The organism is Bacillus sp. VA13, assembly GCF_055710085.1.
This window is the reverse complement of sequence record NZ_JBVQPP010000001.1, coordinates 241,636-260,246: the sequence shown is the minus strand read 5'-3', so window position 1 is coordinate 260,246 and position 18,611 is coordinate 241,636. Positions and strand designations below refer to the sequence as shown.

Annotated in this window: 16 protein-coding genes and 1 pseudogene; 2 read left to right on the top strand and 15 right to left on the bottom strand. The window is 42.5% G+C overall.

The genetic code is table 11. The features are described 5' to 3' along the window. Positions 1-34: 34 nt before the first annotated feature. From AC0C66_RS01300 to AC0C66_RS01250, 11 genes and pseudogenes are all read right to left on the bottom strand, one after another. Complete coding sequence (locus AC0C66_RS01300; protein ID WP_014113856.1) at positions 35-784, bottom strand: polyketide synthase; 750 nt, start codon at positions 782-784, stop codon at positions 35-37. A gap of 41 nt (positions 785-825) precedes the next feature. Continuing rightward, positions 826-1,605, bottom strand: a complete 780-nt coding sequence (locus AC0C66_RS01295) for an enoyl-CoA hydratase/isomerase (protein ID WP_461845562.1) — start codon at positions 1,603-1,605, stop codon at positions 826-828. Then, positions 1,593-2,855 carry a polyketide biosynthesis 3-hydroxy-3-methylglutaryl-ACP synthase PksG gene (pksG, locus tag AC0C66_RS01290; RefSeq protein WP_014113854.1) on the bottom strand — a complete coding sequence of 421 codons (1,263 nt, stop codon included), beginning with the start codon at positions 2,853-2,855 and terminating at the stop codon, positions 1,593-1,595. Before pksG ends, AC0C66_RS01295 begins: the two co-directional genes overlap by 13 nt. Next, entirely contained in the window at positions 2,856-4,103 is a 1,248-nt protein-coding gene (locus AC0C66_RS01285) for a beta-ketoacyl synthase N-terminal-like domain-containing protein (RefSeq protein ID WP_072183165.1), read from the bottom strand. Beyond that, positions 4,081-4,329, bottom strand: coding sequence for an acyl carrier protein (locus AC0C66_RS01280; RefSeq protein WP_072183166.1), 249 nt, complete (start codon positions 4,327-4,329; stop codon positions 4,081-4,083). Before AC0C66_RS01280 ends, AC0C66_RS01285 begins: the two co-directional genes overlap by 23 nt. 88 nt (positions 4,330-4,417) lie before the next feature. Then, positions 4,418-6,700 carry an ACP S-malonyltransferase gene (gene fabD, locus AC0C66_RS01275; protein WP_072183167.1) on the bottom strand — a complete coding sequence of 761 codons (2,283 nt, stop codon included), beginning with the start codon at positions 6,698-6,700 and terminating at the stop codon, positions 4,418-4,420. Further along, positions 6,697-7,671, bottom strand: coding sequence for an acyltransferase domain-containing protein (locus AC0C66_RS01270; protein ID WP_461845561.1), 975 nt, complete (start codon positions 7,669-7,671; stop codon positions 6,697-6,699). Before AC0C66_RS01270 ends, fabD (AC0C66_RS01275) begins: the two co-directional genes overlap by 4 nt. A gap of 505 nt (positions 7,672-8,176) precedes the next feature. Continuing rightward, positions 8,177-9,043: an ACP S-malonyltransferase gene (fabD, locus tag AC0C66_RS01265; RefSeq protein ID WP_072183169.1), complete on the bottom strand. Its 867-nt coding sequence runs from the start codon at positions 9,041-9,043 to the stop codon at positions 8,177-8,179. Then, positions 9,040-9,311, bottom strand: a pseudogene (locus AC0C66_RS01260) (hypothetical protein). The gene fabD (AC0C66_RS01265) and the pseudogene AC0C66_RS01260 overlap by 4 nt, the downstream one beginning before the upstream one ends. Before the next feature lie 111 nt (positions 9,312-9,422). Further along, positions 9,423-10,100, bottom strand: a complete 678-nt coding sequence (locus AC0C66_RS01255) for an MBL fold metallo-hydrolase (RefSeq protein ID WP_072183170.1) — start codon at positions 10,098-10,100, stop codon at positions 9,423-9,425. A 192-nt stretch (positions 10,101-10,292) separates the two neighbouring features. After that, positions 10,293-10,910 carry a TetR/AcrR family transcriptional regulator gene (locus tag AC0C66_RS01250; protein ID WP_014113847.1) on the bottom strand — a complete coding sequence of 206 codons (618 nt, stop codon included), beginning with the start codon at positions 10,908-10,910 and terminating at the stop codon, positions 10,293-10,295. A gap of 119 nt (positions 10,911-11,029) precedes the next feature. Between AC0C66_RS01250 and AC0C66_RS01245 the strand changes: the two genes are divergently transcribed. Next, entirely contained in the window at positions 11,030-11,587 is a 558-nt protein-coding gene (locus AC0C66_RS01245; protein WP_072182668.1) for a hypothetical protein, read from the top strand. 155 nt (positions 11,588-11,742) lie between these two features. Then, positions 11,743-12,195 carry a regulatory YrvL family protein gene (locus AC0C66_RS01240; RefSeq protein ID WP_072182669.1) on the top strand — a complete coding sequence of 151 codons (453 nt, stop codon included), beginning with the start codon at positions 11,743-11,745 and terminating at the stop codon, positions 12,193-12,195. 568 nt (positions 12,196-12,763) lie between these two features. Here AC0C66_RS01240 and mutL read toward each other — a convergent pair. The 4 genes from mutL to ricA form a co-directional block, all read right to left on the bottom strand. Further along, a complete protein-coding gene (gene mutL / locus AC0C66_RS01235; protein ID WP_072182670.1) occupies positions 12,764-14,650 on the bottom strand; it encodes a DNA mismatch repair endonuclease MutL in 1,887 nt (628 codons plus the stop codon). 15 nt (positions 14,651-14,665) lie between these two features. Next, positions 14,666-17,242 (bottom strand): DNA mismatch repair protein MutS, encoded by a 2,577-nt coding sequence (mutS, locus tag AC0C66_RS01230; RefSeq protein ID WP_072182671.1) that lies wholly within the window; start codon positions 17,240-17,242, stop codon positions 14,666-14,668. A 132-nt stretch (positions 17,243-17,374) separates the two neighbouring features. After that, complete coding sequence (cotE, locus tag AC0C66_RS01225; RefSeq protein WP_003221022.1) at positions 17,375-17,920, bottom strand: outer spore coat protein CotE; 546 nt, start codon at positions 17,918-17,920, stop codon at positions 17,375-17,377. A gap of 258 nt (positions 17,921-18,178) precedes the next feature. After that, on the bottom strand, positions 18,179-18,610 hold the full coding sequence (gene ricA / locus AC0C66_RS01220; protein ID WP_003231834.1) for a regulatory iron-sulfur-containing complex subunit RicA: 432 nt from the start codon (positions 18,608-18,610) through the stop codon (positions 18,179-18,181). Position 18,611 lies beyond the last annotated feature (1 nt).

The window sequence follows — 18,611 nt, the reverse complement described above, 5'->3', positions numbered from 1 at the left end:
CATTTCACCTGCGAATTTTTATGTAGATTCTCAGTTAATTTCCATACAAACCTTTGATTCTCGTTTTGACTTCGTCATGATGAAATGTTTTCTCATGCATTATCACTTCCTGTTCTATGACGCGCGGCAGCTGCTCACGAAGCGGGGCCACCAAATGATCTTTTAATGTAATCAATGAGTTTCTCGGCTTTTCCGCCAGTTCATGCGCCAGCTCCACCGCATAATCTACTACTTCCGCCCGGGGCAGAACTTTAAAAGGAACCCCTCTTTTTTCAAGATCAGCTCCGCGATAGCTGCCCGCATTCATTAATATTTCCTGGGCCAGGCTGAATCCCAGTTTTTCAGGCACGATAAAGGTAGCGCCCATTCCAGGCGTAAATCCGTATTTCATAAAATTAGCCGTATACACACTCTCTCTGCTTAAAATGACAATGTCAGCAAAGAGCCCCATGACAAAGCCGCCTCCAATTCCGTGGCCCTGCATGGCCGCAATGACCGGAATCTCGCAATCCAGCGCCAGAGAATAAAGATTGTCATCCGTGAACTTGGTTAATCCTTGCTGAATTCGAAGCAGACCTTCTTGCGTTCCTCCTGAAGCAAAATAATTATCATATCCTGTCAAAATGACCGCTTTATAATTGGGTTGCTGACGAATGAATTCAAACGCTTGAATTAAACCATCTGTAAGTTCTTGTGAAAACGCGTTTTTATGAGTGCGGTCATGCATCTTTACCTGAATAATGGCGGGCTCGATTTCGATGAGCTCTACAACAGAATGCGTCATGATGTCCTCCTAACGGTTCTGATTGTCAACGTTTCAAATGATTACTGATCCTCCCATGGAAATTGCCCTGTTTCAACATACCTGATGAGTCCCATTTGGTTTTGAGGATCAGAAAACATGTCTTGATTTGCAGTTAAAGCGAGGGGTTTCGAATGGCTGACCTGATGATCAAGTGAGCTCATATACTGTTTATAACGCGCGATTCCCTTTTTATTCAGCCTCCGCAAACGCAATAAATGCTTTCTCAGCAGAACCTCACTTTGAGCATCAAACGCATCTATTAATCCCCATTCACTGGCTTCCTGAACGGAAACCGGCTTTGTCATCAGGGTCATATAATGTGCTTTCTGTCTGCCGATCCGGCGTACCAGAAACGGTAAAACACAAGCCGGATACAGACCGAACAACAGCTCAGAGAGACTGAATGACGCCGTTTCATCAGCAATGGCAATATCTGTGGCCGATACGAATCCAAGGCCGCCGGCATTCACTTTTCCCCTGACATGCGAAATCGTGACATAAGGTCCGGTCTGTAATTTCAGCCACAAATCATAGAGAGGCTCTTGGGACCTTGCCTGTTTTCTGCCACTTTTCATTTCCTGATAGATTTCTTGAAAATCCGCGCCGAAGCAAAATACCTCGGGAAGCCCTTCTAAAACAACAACCGTAACTGATGATGTTTCACATTGGTTTAACACTTGTAAACATTCTTCAATAAGTGTGTCATTAATCGTATTATTCGCTTCAGGACGGTGAAATGTGATATAACAAACCGACTCTTGAATGCGGACCTTTATCGTTTGATAGGTCACGAGATCCACCTGTATTTCCGATGAAACTCAGAAATTTCTTCTAAAAACAAGCGCGGCTTCTTTTTTGTAAACTGCATGATGCCCGGTATCATCTCAAAATCCAGCTTTACATTGCGTGTCCCGAACCGCACCATCCCGCTCCCCTTAAACAGCAGCTCATACTCATCCATAGAGAGCTGATACCGGCGATCTAAATGATTCTCAATGCCAAATGAGCGCTGGCGCTCCTGGCCTTGCGGAGTTGTAATTCCGCTGTAAAATTCAGAACAGCAGCCTGATCCGTAGGAAAAACAGCCGATTCGTTTAGGCGAATCAAACCGCCCTTGGTCTATCGTGCTTGCCAATGCCAGAAACAAGGCAGCTCCCATAATATTTCCAACCCGTTGGCAGTAGTTTAAACCTGGCATAACCCGATTTAAAAAATCCGTTTCAATCTCAGCTGTTTTCATCTTCGCCACCTTGCGCATCATTGTTCGGTGCGCACCTTTCACCATCCCGCCAAATGGTGTATGGTAAGCAAGGTATTGAAACGTGTCCTGATAACTCGCACCCGGTACACGTTTTTGGTATTCCAGAAAGGTTTGTTCGCAGCAATCCAGATATGACATTAAAGACAGGTCAGAATCTCCCGCTTCACTGTCGGGAATGGGACGGCAGGTATCCATCACTTCATAGCCGTAATAGCCATTTGCTCCTGGATCTATTTGAAACACCTCGGGATTTTCGCCTACTAAAACAGCCACCGCTCCCGCTCCGGCGCTCGGTTCGGCATAAGACCAGTCTTCACTTAAAGCGTCTCCGCCCTCAGCGATTAAAAAACGTGAAATATCACTGGCGATAACCAGTGCTTTGGCACCCGGAGAAGTCTGGGATAATATAAAATTCACCGCCATCTGAAATCCCGCGGTTCCTGAATAACATGCTTGTTTAATCTCAAACAAACGGCAGTTGCGGTTAAGTCCTAAATATTCATGGATATATGTACTTAACGATTTCCCAAAGTCGATCCCGGATTCAGAGCAAGTGATCAGCAATTCAATCCGTTCTTTTTCTGCTTCGGATAAAGCATCAATAATCGGCTTAGCTGCATTGACTCCAAAGGTTACTGGATCTTCATAAGGCAGTGCTACCGCTTTTTCTTTCATTAATAAATTTTCAAATCTGGCAGTATCTAAGTGTCTGTATTTGGCCAGTTCCATGACATCAAGGTATGCCGTTCCGCCAAAGACATTCATCGCTTCTATTCCGGCTGAAACCATTTATGATTCGCCTCCACATTTCTCAATGTTTTGTATACAAACCGCGGTGTTCATTCCGCCAAACCCCATACTTAAGCTCAGCGCATTTTTGATGCGGTATGAAATCGATTTCTCATTTACCCAATGAAAGGAATCATCGATCGGATGATCCAAATTCCGGCTCGGGTGCAGGGCAAATTCTCTCATTTGCAGCAGAACAGAAATAATCTCTACAATGCCCGCAGCACTAAGGCCGTGCCCGGTTATCGATTTAGTTGCATTTATATAAGCATGGGAAAGCCGGCATGCATGCAGTGCCTTTAATTCAATTTCATCTCCAATAAAAGAACCTGTTCCATGGGGATTAATATAATCAATCTCTTCTGGTGAAAGACCTGCACGCTCCAGCGCCTCCTGGATGACATGAATCTCTCCTTCTAAAGAAGGATCGGGATTCCGGTTCCCGTCTAGTTTGATTGACCATCCAGACAATGCTGCATAAGGTTTAACACCTCGGCGTACAGCCGTCTCCTTTCGTTCTATCACCAATGCGCCGCATGATTCTCCATAAATAAACCCGTCTCTGTTCTGATCGAAGGGACGGCACGCTTTTTCAGGCTCATCAGCATATTTGTCTGTTCCCATAGCGCCTAAAGCCCTGAGCGCTTCGCATTCCATGTAAGAAAGATCCATTAATGCACCCAGTGCTATGCAAACATCAACCTCACCTGATAAGACTTGCTGAATCGCATGAATGACTGCTAATTGGCCGCTGGCGGAGGCTCCTCCCACCGTATAAGCTAAGCCCGTGATACCAAACTGATCTGTGCATAGCCCGCAAAGGTCGCTATCCATAAAAGACAGGCCATACGACGGCGAAATAAAGCCAGGGCGATCTTGATAACTTTCATAAAGCTGTAAGGTTTCTCTCTGCTGAAAATTTGATCCACCGACTACAAGTCCGATACGTGCAGAATCGGTATCGTCTAATTCAGCCTCCTCCCAAGCCTCTGAGAGAGTTACCAATGCAGCACGGCTGGAAAATGACGCTTTTCGCAACAATTTTTTAGAGAGTCGGTCGGGATAGGACAATGACGCAATTTCAGCTCCGATAAACTGGCTGTCTTTTTGTCTGCCTGGACGCTTCATGACATCAAAGGCATGCCTGCCAGACAGCAGCGAGGAAGCAAAGTCCTCTTTCCCTTGACCAATGGCGGCAGTGACGCCTACACCGGTCACCACCACCTCAGACAGATTGCACTTTGTCATAAAGCACCTCAGCTAATTCGCCGATGTTTTTCACCCCGGACAGCTCAATACGGGGAATTTTTAATGATAGATCCTCGAGCACCATTGTGATAATTTCTGCTCTGTCTACAGAGTCAGCTCCTAACTCAACTAACTGATCATCAGGCGCAAAACTGTGTCCGTCTAATTCAGGAAGTACCTCGCAAATATTGGTGACTAACACTTCAAAGATTCTCTGTTTATCCATAACGCGCTCTCTCCTTCAAGGGATCATTTTAGCCCTTTTTATGGGTATATTTACGCAATATTCTAACTATTGATCTTCTGCTATCTGATTAATACGAAGGTTGATACATTGATTGCATCCGTTCATGAAGCAATGCTGCCGTTTCTGTCATTAATGTTTTTCCGATCTCATCCACATGGCGATTGCGCCAGTTTTCTAATTCCGATCCTTTGACCCATTGATTAAAAGCTCCTAAAGCCGGACCGCAGTGAATTTGATAATCGACCTTCGAATGTTCGCTTCCGCTGATTGCCAAGTTGGAGCTGTATCTGAAGTACCACCTGAAAATCAGAGCCATTTTATGTTTCGGATTTCGTTCAGCCTTCTCAATTTCTGCCGCGGGATAATGTAATGTAATATCTTCATATATATCTTCTATACTGCGTTTGAAGTATTTCTCCTCAAGCTGAGTCAACGTCTTTGCATCCAGCTCACGTATTGACCCATATCGCTGGTACAGTTCATATAATTTGCTTGCCCGCGCCGGAAAGAACACGCCTTTCTTCAGCACTTGCACTTTGCTGCCCGATTCAAACATATCACCCGCAGGCGCATAGGCTGTATCTTGTACATTCATCTGCTGAAGCAAATCCTTTACTTTATCACTTGTTTTCGCCTCAACCGTACATTGATTGATTGAGCCTGTAACAATAAAATCCGCACCAAGCATAAAAGCTGCCACCGCTGCATCAGGCGTTCCAATTCCTCCAGCTGCACCAACTCTAATTTTTTTCGGATATTGATATTTTTTCATCATTTCATCTCTTAATGATGTCATCGCCGGCATCAGGCTGTATGCTACACCGCCATCTGTATGACCGCCTGAATCAGCTTCCACACAAATATCGTCAGCCATCGGAATGCACCGCAATAATTCAGCTTCATTCACTGTGATTTTATTTTCTCCTAAAAGCTTTTGCAGCATATTCTCAGGCGCAGGACTCAGAAATGATTCTGCAACTTCCGGCCGTGATATTTTCGCAATGATACGATTTGAGCATATAATTTCACCATTGTGGTTTCGTTTCACTCCTTTTGCGCGATACCTTATCAATGCGGGAGTGACACTTAAAAATGCTGAAGCTTCTACATTTCTCACTTGATGCTTTAATAATAGATCGATCATTTTTTCTTCTGATTCAGTATGTTTCATATTGTGGACGAGATTGATGCCATAGGCTTGTCCTTCCCCTAACTCCCCTTGAATGGTGAGGATGGCATCTTCAACCTCATTCAGGCTCAGGCCGCCTGTGCCAAAGAACCCCATCATTCCCGCTCTTGACAGCTTTACTACCATTTCTTTCGAAGCAATGCCGCGGTACATTCCTCCTGCAAGATAAGCATATGTAAGATGATAATCCCGCTTAAACTCATCACTTCCTAATGACTCTGCCGTAATCCCAGCTTGAACATTAGGTCGATGGTCAGCAGCTTCTGGATGACTTGAAGCATGTTTCTTATCGGGTGCATGTGTTAATGGTTCTGCTTCATTTTTAATCCGATGGATGAGGCCGGTTAACACAGTTCCAGGCCCGATCTCTTCAAACTCCATTTCTCCTCTTCCCATCAGAAAACGTATGCTGCCCGTCCATTTCACTGTGCTGTCCATTTGTTCAGATAACGTCTCTTTTAACCTGTCCTGACGATACGGCTCTGCATAGACATTCGAGATAACCGGGATAGCCAAAGGCCTAAAATGGAATGAGTCAATAAATTGCTTAAATTCCTGTTTTGCTTCATTCATATATCTGGAATGAAAAGCTCCGCTTACGTTTAAAGGATGAAACAGCTTTACATCCTTGGTGTTTTCAAAAACCGTTCGGGCTTTTTCAATCTCTTTTTTTTGGCCGGAAATCACAATTTGCCGGGGCGTATTTTCATTTGCCACATCAATGTCATGGAGACGGTGCTCTTCTAAAACGGCTGTAACTTGTTCCCTATTCAAGCCGATCACAGCAGCCATTCCGCCTCCTGTAATTCGTCCCATCAGTTCGCCTCTTTTTTTGACAAGTCTTAATCCTGTTTCAAAATCAAATGCACCCGCTGCAAACAGCGCATTGTATTCTCCTAAGCTATGTCCGGCCACAAAATCAGGTTTTCTGCCGGTCTCCTCTACCCTCTTCAAATAATTGAGTGCATTGACGACGTACAAAGCCGGCTGCGTGTACTGGGTATGGTTTAAATCCAAATAGGATTTTTCGGTACAGAGCTTTTCTATTGAATAGCCCAATATTTGATCTGCTTGGTCAGTCAAATCCTGATAGTGTTCAAATAGCCCTTGTCCCATCCCCTTTTGCTGGGAGCCTTGCCCTGGAAAAACATATGTAATCATCTTGTAAACTTCCTTTCTGGTTTACGGAAACACTCAACCGTATTCAGATTTTTCAGCTCCTGATGAAATGGTGTCATAATCGAGCAGCAGCGGTTAGTTGAATCTCCCGGGATCAGCTGTTTCACAAAAGCAGTTAAGGTGCCGGACGGACCTAAATCGATAAACCGGCATGTATGCTGGCTTTCCAAATATCGAATCGCTTCGCGAAATTTCATTGGCTCTCTGACCGCATTCCAAAAGAAATGCTTGTCCATTTCGTGAAGGCAGCTTCCCGTTAAACTCGATATAACCGGTATTGAAGGTTTTTTAAAAGAGATTGATCTTAAAAATTCTGCATAGGCGCTTTCTGCCGGATCAATAAGCGAAGAATGAAAGGCATAAGACACAGGCAACAGCTGGCAAAGAATCTGTTTCTCTTTTAAAGCCTCCATGATCTGCTTTATGTTTTCTTCTTCACCAGAAATGACGAAGTGCGAATCGTAATTGAGAGAAATGAGTTCACTATTTCCAAACAGCTGCGGATAATCATTCAGTAATTGCGGTTTATCAAGAATGGCAAGCATTTTCCCTTTATCGCAAGATTTTTGGATGACTATAGCCTGTTCAAGTATGCAATCCAGTATATTCTCTGCGTCTGACACACCTGAAACAGCGGCCGATGCGAATTCTCCCAGACTTGATCCCAATACGTAATCAGGATAGATTCCCCTATCTTCTAAAACTTTGTATAAAGAATACTCAACCATAAAGATTGCAGGGTGGGAAAAAAGAAGGCTGTCAAACGGTTCCGCCACACGTTTAGCCGGATGATAAATTTCTTCAACAATGGATGTTCCGATTCGCCGCGCTGCAATGGCATCCATTTCAAGCATCGATTGACGAAACACGATATTTTCCTTAAATAATTCCTTCCCCATATGATAGTACTGGGAACCTTGTCCGGAAAACATAAAAACGAGCGGTTCATTCATATGCATAACCTACTTTTTTTATATTTATGACGGCTATTTAGATTTCTCTCAATGTATACAATACACAGCAGCGAGTGAAATGTGATATTTAATTGAAAAGACATAATGTAAAAAATAAGAAGAATCAACTTTTAGGAGGATTGCTTTTGGTGCTCTGGATGCGGCTCTATTATGAAGTGGTCTAGGCGTATGTTGATATCTCAAAATTGATATAACATAATGACAGGATCAGCAAAGAACATCGACTCTATGATTTGGGTGCGGTTAAATAGAAGGCCATCTTGATGTGAGAGCGATGGTCTGTCATGATATGCCGGCTGACTGGACATAGTTCAAATATCGTGCGGATATGTTTTATCAGCCTCTTTATGTAACAGTATATAAACTTATTCATTCAGAAACAGTGTCTTTAGAACGATTACATCTCCAAAACTTTATACCTTAATAAAAGAAAATCTGTCCTTAGCCTGTTCATACGGTGCATGGGTCTCAGGAACAATTCGTTTTAGCGGGGCATTGGCTCTGCATCTTTTTTTATGCGATGAATTAACCCTGTTAAAACATTTCCAGGTCCTATTTCCTCAAACTCCATTTGGCCTTTTTTCATTAAGTAGCTTATGCTCTTAGTCCATTTCACTGAATGATTGATTTGATCAGCCAGCGTTTGCTTCATTAATTCGTATGTATACGGTTTGGCATACACATTCGAAATAACCGGGATAGACAGAGGTGAAAAATGAAAGGTTTGAAGGAACTGTTCGAATTCTTCTTTTGCTTTATTCATGTATCTGGAATGAAACGCGCCGCTTACGTTTAAGGGGAGTACCATTGTAACTTCAGTCATCGTTTCAAAAAGAGATGCGGCTTTTTCAATCTCATCTTTTTTTCCTGAAATCACAATTTGATATGGGGCGTTCACATTGGCGATATCAACATCGTGTAAATGATATTCTTTCAGAGCCTTTGCAACCTGCTCTTCATTTAATCCCATAATAGCGGCCATACCGCCGTTGCTCACCATACTCATCAGCTCGCCTCTTTTTCTGACAAGCTTTAAACCTGTCTCAAAATCAAAGGCTCCAGCTGCAAATAACGCATTGTACTCACCCAAGCTGTGCCCGGCGACAAAGTAAGGCTTAGCTTCTGCTTCCCTGATTTTTTTCAGATAGCTTAATGCGTTTACCACATATAATGCCGGCTGGGTAAATTGCGTTTTGTTTAAATTGGAATAAGGATTTTCCATGCAAAGACGTTTGATTGAATATCCTAAGATCTCATCTGCCTGAGCCGTCAGTTCTTTAAATTCATCAAATAGATCGCTGCCCATTCCCTGTTTCTGTGAACCCTGGCCCGGAAAAACATATGTGATCATTCTCTCAAAGCCACCTTTCCGATTAGTAGATGTGTTTCACTTCTGTATCATTTTATAAAAAATAGTGATGACCGGATAAATAGTAGCATGTTCATGTTGATGGTAACCTCTGTAAATATTATCCGTCAAGTTAATTTTTCCTACAGTTTACTCGATTGTTTTCCTGATTTTTTCAATTGAGGCATAAAGGATCAGGGGATATAGCAGAACATAAGAAAAATGACCTGTATCACGTATAGGGCGCGGATATGATGAGAATACGCTTTATCTTATCTCCTGAGCCTTGTTCGAAATAAATAAAATCGTTCTATATAATCATTTTAAAAATGACCAATCATTTAGATATTCGAAGGAAAATAGGATAATAGATTCAGAAGGCTTATTTAAAATCAAAAATACCTTTTTGGTTTTTACGAGTGCGAAATTTCACAAAATATTCTTTTTTATCAATTTGAAAGTAAATATTATACTGAAAAAGATCCTCTATCGTATGGCCGGGTGTTTTGCCAAATGAGTGACCAGGATAAACCCGTACATAGGGAGAAACCTCCGACTTAATCCTTTGAATGCTTCTGAACATCTCTTCTGCAGAACTTCCATCATCCTCACATATGCCGCACCCTTCTGTAAATACCGTATCTCCGGTAAACATACTTTCAGAAAACAAATAACACATTCCGCCGGCTGTATGCCCCGGTGTGAGAAGGCATTGCGCTCTTGTGTTGCCTATGCTGATCGTCTGATGATCATGCAAGCCAATTAAATTTCGGCAGCTGAATTGATAATAATCAATTTCTTTTTTCGACATATAAACTTGAACGTTAAACATCTTCGTCAGCGGCTCTACCAGGTTAACGTGATCATAATGAGAGTGTGTTAATGCGATTGCTGTTAATTCAACTTCCAGCTCGGAAAGTTTAGTTGTTATTTTACTCAGTTCCCATGAGGGATCAACAACAATTGCAGATCTGCTTACAATATCTTCAATGATATAGCAATAATTCGTCCAGCCCTGATAGCTAGTTTTAATTGGATGTACCTTATACGTAAGATTCATTTACACCATTCCTATCATGTAAAGTTCTTAAATGATGGGCAAACTGTTCAACCCTCAGTCGTCTTTCATTCCACTTTACCAAACAGCATGATTGTTTTCCATTTTTTTTCAGAGACCCTTGTTCCTTCTGCATATAAAAAAGCTATTCTTCTGGAAGCATGTCCAACGAGAATAGCTTTTTCGCACTATATCTTAGGGATTTCTTTCTTCTGTCTCATTTGTTTCTTTCACGCAAATTGATTCTACATGCTGCATAATGACACGTTTGATCCTGTCTTTATTCACTCTCACAGGGTCAAGCATCGCATGTAAAGCCAAGCCATCAATAAGCGCGTAAAGTCTCTCAGCTTCAATATCTTTATCAGCATCCTGCCTCAGTAAATCGAATTCATCTAAATAGGCAATCAGATTCCGCATGCCGCTGTAAATTCCGTCATGATTCGCATCAAACATATCCTTTTTATGTCTGGCGTAAACCGTAAAAGCGAACCACACCTCCATCTCTCTTACCGTTTCTTCATTCGTTGGGACAATTTCAAGCAAAATATGTAACACTTTTTCCTTAGGGGGCACATTCCTCATTGTAATGTCCTTAATTCGGGCCATCACCTTTTCTTGAACGAGTTTCATTGCAAAAACAAGCAGTTCATCCTGAGTAGAAAAATAATGGCGCAGCGCACCTAATGACAATCCTGCTTCCTTTGCAATGTTCCTGGCTGAGGCTCCCTCCATCCCCCGTTCTAAAATCACCCGCCACGTTGCTTCTGCAATTTCTTTTCTTCTTTTCTCATGGTCAATTTGTTTTGGCATAGCTTTATTGTAACAAGAAAAAAATAAGAGAGCAATTTTATAATACAGTTGTATTGCAAAAACAAAGATGGTAACATATTATTTAAATAATACAACTGTACTGAAAAGAGGGGAATGGATTGAACGGTATCGCATGGATGATTGTCTTCTGTGAAATTGCGTTTTGGGTTGTGATTGTTTTAGGGCTTGCTGTACGCTACCTATTCAAACAGCATACATTAGGACTGCTATTCCTTGCCTTAACTCCAGTTATCGATTTGATCTTATTAGCGGCAACTGGTGTGGACCTTTACCGCGGAGCCTCAGCGACTGCTGCCCATGGGATTGCTGCTGTTTACATCGGGATATCGATCGCCTATGGGAAACAAATGATTCAATGGGCAGATGAAAAATTTCAATATTATGTAACAAAAAAAGGCGCAAAACCGCTGAAACGTTTTGGAATGGATTATGCCAAGCACTATGCGAAAGGCTGGATAAGACATGTGCTGGCCTACCTAATTGGTGCAGGACTATTAGCAGGGATGATCTATTTTATCAATGATTCCGCCCGAACCGAGGCATTGAGCGGCATTCTTAAACTGTGGACTGTCATCATAGGCATTGACTTTCTCATTACTGCCAGCTATTTTATTTGGCCAAAAAAAGAGAAAGCTTCGGCGAATCTCAGGAGTTAACATGATGAAAAAGGTCCTTCCCCAGCGGAAAGGACCTTTTTTGGTTTTGTCAAAATATGTTATACTATTTTCATTAGAAAACAGACTTATAGATATTTTGGGCTAATTCAAGAGTAACTGTTTGTATGAGTAAGCAGGTGAAGGGAGTGTTATACTTGAGCCAAAAAGAACAGAACGAACACTCTAAAGATTTTAATCTAAGATCAAAATTAATCGAAATTGTCTCTATCACTTTTATCGTTGCTATTGCACTTGTAGTAATCTTCGGCGGCTATTTTTTTGGGATCAAAGGATTATTCTCTATACTGGGCGTCACATATGATTCAAATCAAACATTAGTTTTATTTATTTTAGTCTGTTTTGCTGTCGGCTTGATCATAGACCCGCTTACAAAGATTATCTCTATGATTTTGGCAAGATCACTTTCATTGAAAAAAACTGCACTTTTTGCTTTTATACTGTACTTTGTGAGCAATTTCATAACGATCTGTTTTGCAGATTACTATATGCAGTCTATATATATTCCAGATGTCTTGCTTGTTGTGATATCAGCTTTGATGGCTTTCATTGAACTTGCATTTGACCAGCCAAATGGGGAAGCAGCTTAAAATTGCCTGTGATAAATTAAGCGTTTTTGTTTTATATCATTCTCATCATCTAATTTGGAAGATAGTCCACAATAAAATGTAAAATGATGAGTGGAATCATAGAATCGATAATGATAGATATGGCAGAAAACAGAGTACAATTCCACAACTCCTTATATTTTGACATTACCAGTTATAAAAGCGGATAAAACAAGTATTTTCCTTTCATAATTCAAAATAAAACTCCCTGTTCACATGAACAGGAAGCAAACCACAATGATTTAATTTAAATTCTGCATTCTACAATTATTCTTACATTCGGATCATCGAGTTCATTCAAAACGATAATCATATTTGGACCACATGCCATGTTCCCACCCCCCCTTGTCCAAAATATACATTAATTTCAATTACTTGTAAATTACAATTTTGTTATGCAGAGGAATGTATCCATGAACTATTATGCATTAACACTGTTCACACGTTTACAATAGTTTCTTTTAATTGATTACTTCAAATCAGTACAAAAAAAGCATTGATCCATTCAAAGAATGTCTCAATGCTAAATTTTCCTCTTCGCCCAATCCCGCTACATCACGCGTTTGAACATCTTTTCCATCTCATAAGTGGAATGGTGAATGATGATCGGACGGCCGTGCGGGCATGTAAATGGGTCTGATGTGCTTCGGAGATCGTCTAGAAGCGCCTTGATTTCGTCGTTTCTAAGGTGGCGGTTTGCTTTGATGGAGCCCTTGCAGCTCATCATAATCGCCGCTTCCTCGCGCAGTTTTTTAATATCAATATGTTTGGAATCGAGCACCTGCTGAATGATTTCTTCTATCAGCTCGGCTTCTTCTCCCTTTGGAAACCAAGCCGGGTGGCAGCGGACGATGTAGCTGTTTGAGCCGAATGACTCTAAAAAGACACCGACGCTTTCCAGTTCTTGTTTGTGCTGTTCAATAATCAGCGCCTCGTTCGTGGAGTAATGGAACGTCAGCGGCACGATCATATCCTGCACCTCAGGCTCAACCTCTCCCACCTTTTCGCGGAAATATTCGTACTTAATACGCTCTTGGGCGGCGTGCTGGTCGATAATATACAGGCCGTTTTCGTTTTGTGCCAATATATAAGTCCCATGCATCTGGCCGATCGGGTACATAATCGGAACCCGCTCAGACGTTGGCTCAGGATGTTCTTCTTGATGGTGTTCCTGCTCAAAAGCCACAGGCTGATCTTCTGAAACATCAGGCACTTCAATCCTATGTTCCTGATCAAAGCTAGGTGGAGTATCAAATTGAGCAGAGGGCAATTCTTCCTCCGTATTAACCGGCTCTTTCACGACTGAGCTGAGCTTCATTGGTGAATAAGATGGCGCAGGCGCTTTTTCCGGTACTTTTCTTTCCGCAGGCTTTTCATCAAAGGTTATGAACTGCTGCTCATTTTTGATGGCAGGTGCCGATTTTTTCGGGAGCTGGGCACTTGGAATCAGCTGCTGCTGTTTAAATACATCTTTTATTCCGTCACGAATTAAGTCATGAAGCTCTGTTTCCTTGCTGAGACGGACCTCAAGCTTCGATGGGTGCACGTTGACATCAACTAAAATCGGGTCCATCGTAATTTCTATAAAGGTTATTGGATGGCGTCCAATCGGCAGAAGCGTATGATATCCTTCGTGCACCGCTTTGACAAGCGGGAAATTTTTAATATAACGGCCATTGATGACAGACGACATATAGTTTCTCGACGCCCGTGTAATCTCTGGGAGGGCGATATATCCCTTAACTTCAAAATCCAATGAGCTCACATGTAGCGGAAGCATTTTTTTGGCGACAGCCGTGCCGTAAATCGCTGCCAGGACATGGCGCACATCTCCGTTTCCGTTCGTTTGAAGCAGGTTTTTCCCATGATGGCGCAGGCGGATTGATACCTCTGGATGGGCCAGAGCAATACGGTTGACCACATCTGTAATGTTCCCAAGCTCTGTATGAACGGTTTTCATATATTTCAAACGGGCCGGTGTGTTAAAAAACAGATTGGAAACGACAATTTCAGTTCCCTTTCTGCTTGAGGAACGCGATTCAGAAATCATGTTTCCTCCTTGGAGTACGAGCTTCGTCCCTGCTCCTTCACCGGTGCTTGTCGTAATCTCTAGATGAGAGACTGACGCGATACTCGGCAGTGCCTCTCCCCTAAAACCAAGCGTTCTCACCCTGAATAAATCATTTTCATCTTTTATTTTACTCGTTGCGTGGCGGCGGAAAGCACGCTTGCAATCTTCATTTTCCATTCCTTCGCCGTTATCCAGTACCCGAATGGATGCAAGGCCTGCTTCCTCAATATCGATTTCAATGACTGTGCTGTCAGCGTCAATCGCATTTTCCACCAACTCTTTGACGACTGAGGCGGGCCGCTCCACAACCTCGCCTGCCGCTATTTTATTTGAAAGCTCATCTGACAGCTGGATGACTTTTGCCACATTCATCACCCCGTTTTAATGTAATTTCTTTTGCAGCTTATACATTTCATTCATCGCTTCAAGCGGTGTCATATCCAATATATTAAGTGATTTGAAAGCATCGAGCACTTGCTTTTCTTTTTTTGAAAGCTTTGGCGCTTCCACCCGCTTTTCCGCTTCGGCAAAAAAGGACAGCTGTGCCGGCTCTTCTTTCACCTGAGGTTTCTGCACCGGCACTTCCGGTTTGTTCCCTGAATGCTCAAGCTCTTTTAAAATATCTTGAGCGCGCGAAATAAGATCTTCCGGCAGTTCAGCAAGCTGGGCTACATGGATACCGTAGCTTTTGTCAGCGGCCCCTTCTTTAATTTGATGAAGAAAGACAACCGTTCCATTATATTCCTCAGCCCGAACATGAACGTTTTTCAGCTGCGGCAGCTTGTCCTCAAGAACGGTCAGCTCATGATAGTGCGTGCTGAACAGCGTCTTGGCGCCGATATGATCGTGAACGTATTCGATAATCGCCTGTGCCAGCGCCATACCGTCATAAGTGGACGTTCCCCGCCCGATTTCGTCAAACAAAATCAGACTGTTTTTCGTCGCATTTACAATCGCATTTTTAGCTTCAAGCATTTCCACCATAAATGTACTTTGTCCGGAAATCAAATCATCCGCAGCGCCGATTCGCGTAAAAATTTGATCAAAAATCGGAAGCACCGCTTTTTTCGCAGGTACAAAGCAGCCGATTTGCGCCATGATGGAAATGAGCGCAATTTGTCTCATATACGTGCTCTTCCCTGACATGTTTGGACCGGTAATGAGAAGCATTTGTCTGTTATCGCCCATCATACAATTGTTCGGGACGTATTCCTGGCTGTCCATGACTTTTTCAACAACCGGGTGTCTGCCTTCTACCACTTCGACTTCATCTTTAGAAAACTCAGGTTTCGTGTAGTGACGATTTTCACTGATTGTCGCAAAGCATTGCAGTGCGTCCAGCTCGCTCATCTGTTTGGCAAGCTGCTGCAGCCGCGGAATATACTGCTTCACTTTCTCGCGCAGCTCGGTAAACAGCTCATACTCCAGTTCACAGATGTTATTTTCTGCTTCTAAAATGAGCGCTTCTTTTTCTTTTAATTCAGGTGTAATGTAGCGCTCTGCATTCGTTAACGTTTGCTTCCGCTCATATCGCCCTTCCTCAAGCAAATGCAAATTCGCTCTTGTCACTTCAATATAATAACCGAAAACTTTATTGAAGCCGACCTTTAAAGAGCGAATGCCCGTATATTCGCGCTCCTGCTGTTCCAAGCGGGCAATCCAGTCTTTTCCGTTTCTGCTTGCGTCACGGTATTCATCAAGCTTTTGATTGTATCCGTCTTTAATCAGGTTCCCTTCTTTTAACGATAAAGGAGGGTTTGCGTACAGCGCTTCTTCCAGCAATTCAAGCACATCCCCGCAAGGATCAATCCGTTCCGCACGTTCCTTGGCCTTGTCATGAGCCAGTGAAGCAACCAGCTGTTTAATGCCAGGCACTTGCTTTAACGATTCCTTCAGTTGAATCAAATCCCTTGCATTGACATTTCCAAATGCAACGCGGCCTGCAAGGCGTTCTAGGTCATATACTTCTTTTAACCGTTCACGCAGGTCTTCCCGTTCGAAGAAATGGGACATCAATGTTTCCACCATTTCTTGGCGCTCTTCGATTTGATTGACTCTGATAAGCGGCCGGTCAATCCACTGTTTAAGCAGCCGGCCTCCCATTGCAGTTTTTGTTTCATCCAGCAGCCACAAAAGGGAACCTTTTTTATTTTTCGAACGGATCGTTTCAGTCAGCTCCAGATTTCGCTTTGAGTACAAATCAATTTTCATCGCTTCCTCAAGCTCATACACCTGTACGGGCTGAAGATGATCAAGACTGCGCTTTTGGGTTCTTTTCAGATACGTATACAAGCGTAAAAATGTTTTTGTTACATCTTCATTATCTAAATGCTCAATGATCATTACGTGTTCGTCTGTTTCACCATCTTCAATTGAGATCGTTGCACCGCACCGCTCTTTCAGCTGTGCGACCGTATCGGCATCCAAGCTGCCTGAAACGACGATTTCCCGTGCGCCGACTGAATAAATTTCTGATATGACATCTTCGAGCCGTTCAATCAAGACAGCCAAATTTTCTCCCGTTGTTAAATCAGACAGCGCCAGCCCGTATCCATTCGAGCAGACGGAAACAGACGCGATAAAGTTGTTTTCTGATTCATGGATGCCTTTGCCGTCCATTACAGTTCCGGGTGTAATAAGCTGAACCACTTCTCGTTTCACAACGCCCTTTGCGGCTTTCGGATCTTCCGTCTGTTCACAGATAGCCACTTTATACCCTTTTTTAATCAGCTGCTCAATATACGCGGAAGCAGAATGATACGGCACACCGCACATCGGTATTTTTTCAGCCGCACCGCCGTCTCTGCTTGTTAACGTAATTTCCAGCTCTTGTGACGCTTTTTTGGCGTCCTCAAAAAACATTTCGTAAAAATCACCAAGGCGAAAAAATAAAAAGGCATCCTGGTGCTCTGCCTTTATTTTTAAATATTGCTGTATCATAGGCGTATAACCGGCCATTGTTTAATCCCTCACTATGTATCAACGTTTCTATTTTCCAACCTTCATTATAACATAAACAAAAAGTGATAAAAGAATGATATATCAATATAAAAAAGAGACTTGGGGGTACTGTCTCCCCTAGTCCCTTTTTTATTCTTCAGGATCTCCCACTAAAAATTCCGGGTTGATGTCTTCCAGCTCTTCATCAAGCTCATCTTCCCAATCTTCTTCGTCTTCCTCTTCCCAATCAGGATTGACCTCAACCACTACCTTTGTTTCTCCTACCACTTCAGCCAAAAACTCCCTTTCTGCCTGCACAACAATTTTATTTCCATTCGGTGAAATGGTCACTTCTAGACAGTTAGGCTGCTGAAGGACTTTCGCAATTACTTCATGTTCATCATCTAAGTAATTGTTGTCTCTGTATCTGAGTTTAATGACATCTACGTATTTCACCCGTTCTGTGACAACCTCTGTTTTTGTGTTGTCCGCGTAAGAGTACCATACGTTTATATCATAATACCCTTCAATTTCTACTGTTTTTCCGATTTTTTCAGCGTCATACTTGTGGTTAATGATCCAACCACCCAAAATGCTGCTCGGTTTTTTCTCAGGGGAGATGGTATTGGTGCATTGGGTGAATTTTCTGCCTTTCGCTACTACCGCCTTCGTAATAATTTCCCTGTATTCAGACATTCCGGCATGCCTCCTTGTTCTTCTTCGTGTTATCTTATGCTGGGCATTTGTCTAGTGTGCATTTTTATAAATAAAATATAAAAATACAAAGTTTCTGTTCCATTGTATGCAGGCGTGCCTAGAAACTTTACTTTTAAGTGCGATAAAGTTTACTCGCGGCTGAGCACAGAAAAACAAATTGAACATTTGGTACATAGATTATTTAGTTCATTTTTAGCCGCTTGAATAAAAAAACACGGGCCAGTAAAGGCACCGTGTTTAGAGAGAACAGCTGTTATTTGAATGTTTCACCTTCGAACCGGTTTCCCCTTTCAGCAGGTCGCCTCCGGTTGACGTGATGATTTCATTTGTGACTTGATTGGAAATGGTGTGTGCAACGAGCTGCAGAAGGTCATTTACCTCCATCTGCGAGTCTCTGAATTCCTGGATGACAGGAATCTCTTCAAGCTCTTCTTGCAGCGCGTCAATTTTTGCTTCTACTTGTTTGAGCGCCTCATGCTTTTCATAATGCTTCAGATTGACAGCTTGCTTTTGCAGGGCTTTAATCTGATTAACAATTGTAGACACTTTGTCATTCTCATTGATTTGCGCCTCAGCCCGTTTGAAAAAATCAACCTCTTCTGTTTCAGAGATCATTTTTGCAAGGTTTCGTGCCTGCTGCACAATGTCTTTTTTTGAGTAGAGCGTCATC

Bases quoted from the DNA above. Each gene is read 5' to 3' on its own strand.
- pksG (WP_014113854.1), bottom strand. From the start codon at position 2,855: ATGGTTTCAGCCGGAATAGAAGCGATGAATGTCTTTGGCGGAACGGCA.
- AC0C66_RS01280 (WP_072183166.1), bottom strand. From the start codon at position 4,329: ATGGATAAACAGAGAATCTTTGAAGTGTTAGTCACCAATATTTGCGAG.
- AC0C66_RS01250 (WP_014113847.1), bottom strand. From the start codon at position 10,910: ATGCCAAAACAAATTGACCATGAGAAAAGAAGAAAAGAAATTGCAGAA.
- mutS (WP_072182671.1), bottom strand. From the start codon at position 17,242: ATGGCCGGTTATACGCCTATGATACAGCAATATTTAAAAATAAAGGCA.
- AC0C66_RS01285 (WP_072183165.1), bottom strand. From the start codon at position 4,103: ATGACAAAGTGCAATCTGTCTGAGGTGGTGGTGACCGGTGTAGGCGTC.
- AC0C66_RS01270 (WP_461845561.1), bottom strand. From the start codon at position 7,671: ATGAATGAACCGCTCGTTTTTATGTTTTCCGGACAAGGTTCCCAGTAC.
- AC0C66_RS01255 (WP_072183170.1), bottom strand. From the start codon at position 10,100: ATGAATCTTACGTATAAGGTACATCCAATTAAAACTAGCTATCAGGGC.
- fabD (WP_072183169.1), bottom strand. From the start codon at position 9,043: ATGATCACATATGTTTTTCCGGGCCAGGGTTCACAGAAACAGGGAATG.
- ricA (WP_003231834.1), bottom strand. From the start codon at position 18,610: ATGACGCTCTACTCAAAAAAAGACATTGTGCAGCAGGCACGAAACCTT.
- fabD (WP_072183167.1), bottom strand. From the start codon at position 6,700: ATGATTACATATGTTTTTCCAGGGCAAGGCTCCCAGCAAAAGGGGATG.
- cotE (WP_003221022.1), bottom strand. From the start codon at position 17,920: ATGTCTGAATACAGGGAAATTATTACGAAGGCGGTAGTAGCGAAAGGC.
- AC0C66_RS01300 (WP_014113856.1), bottom strand. From the start codon at position 784: ATGACGCATTCTGTTGTAGAGCTCATCGAAATCGAGCCCGCCATTATT.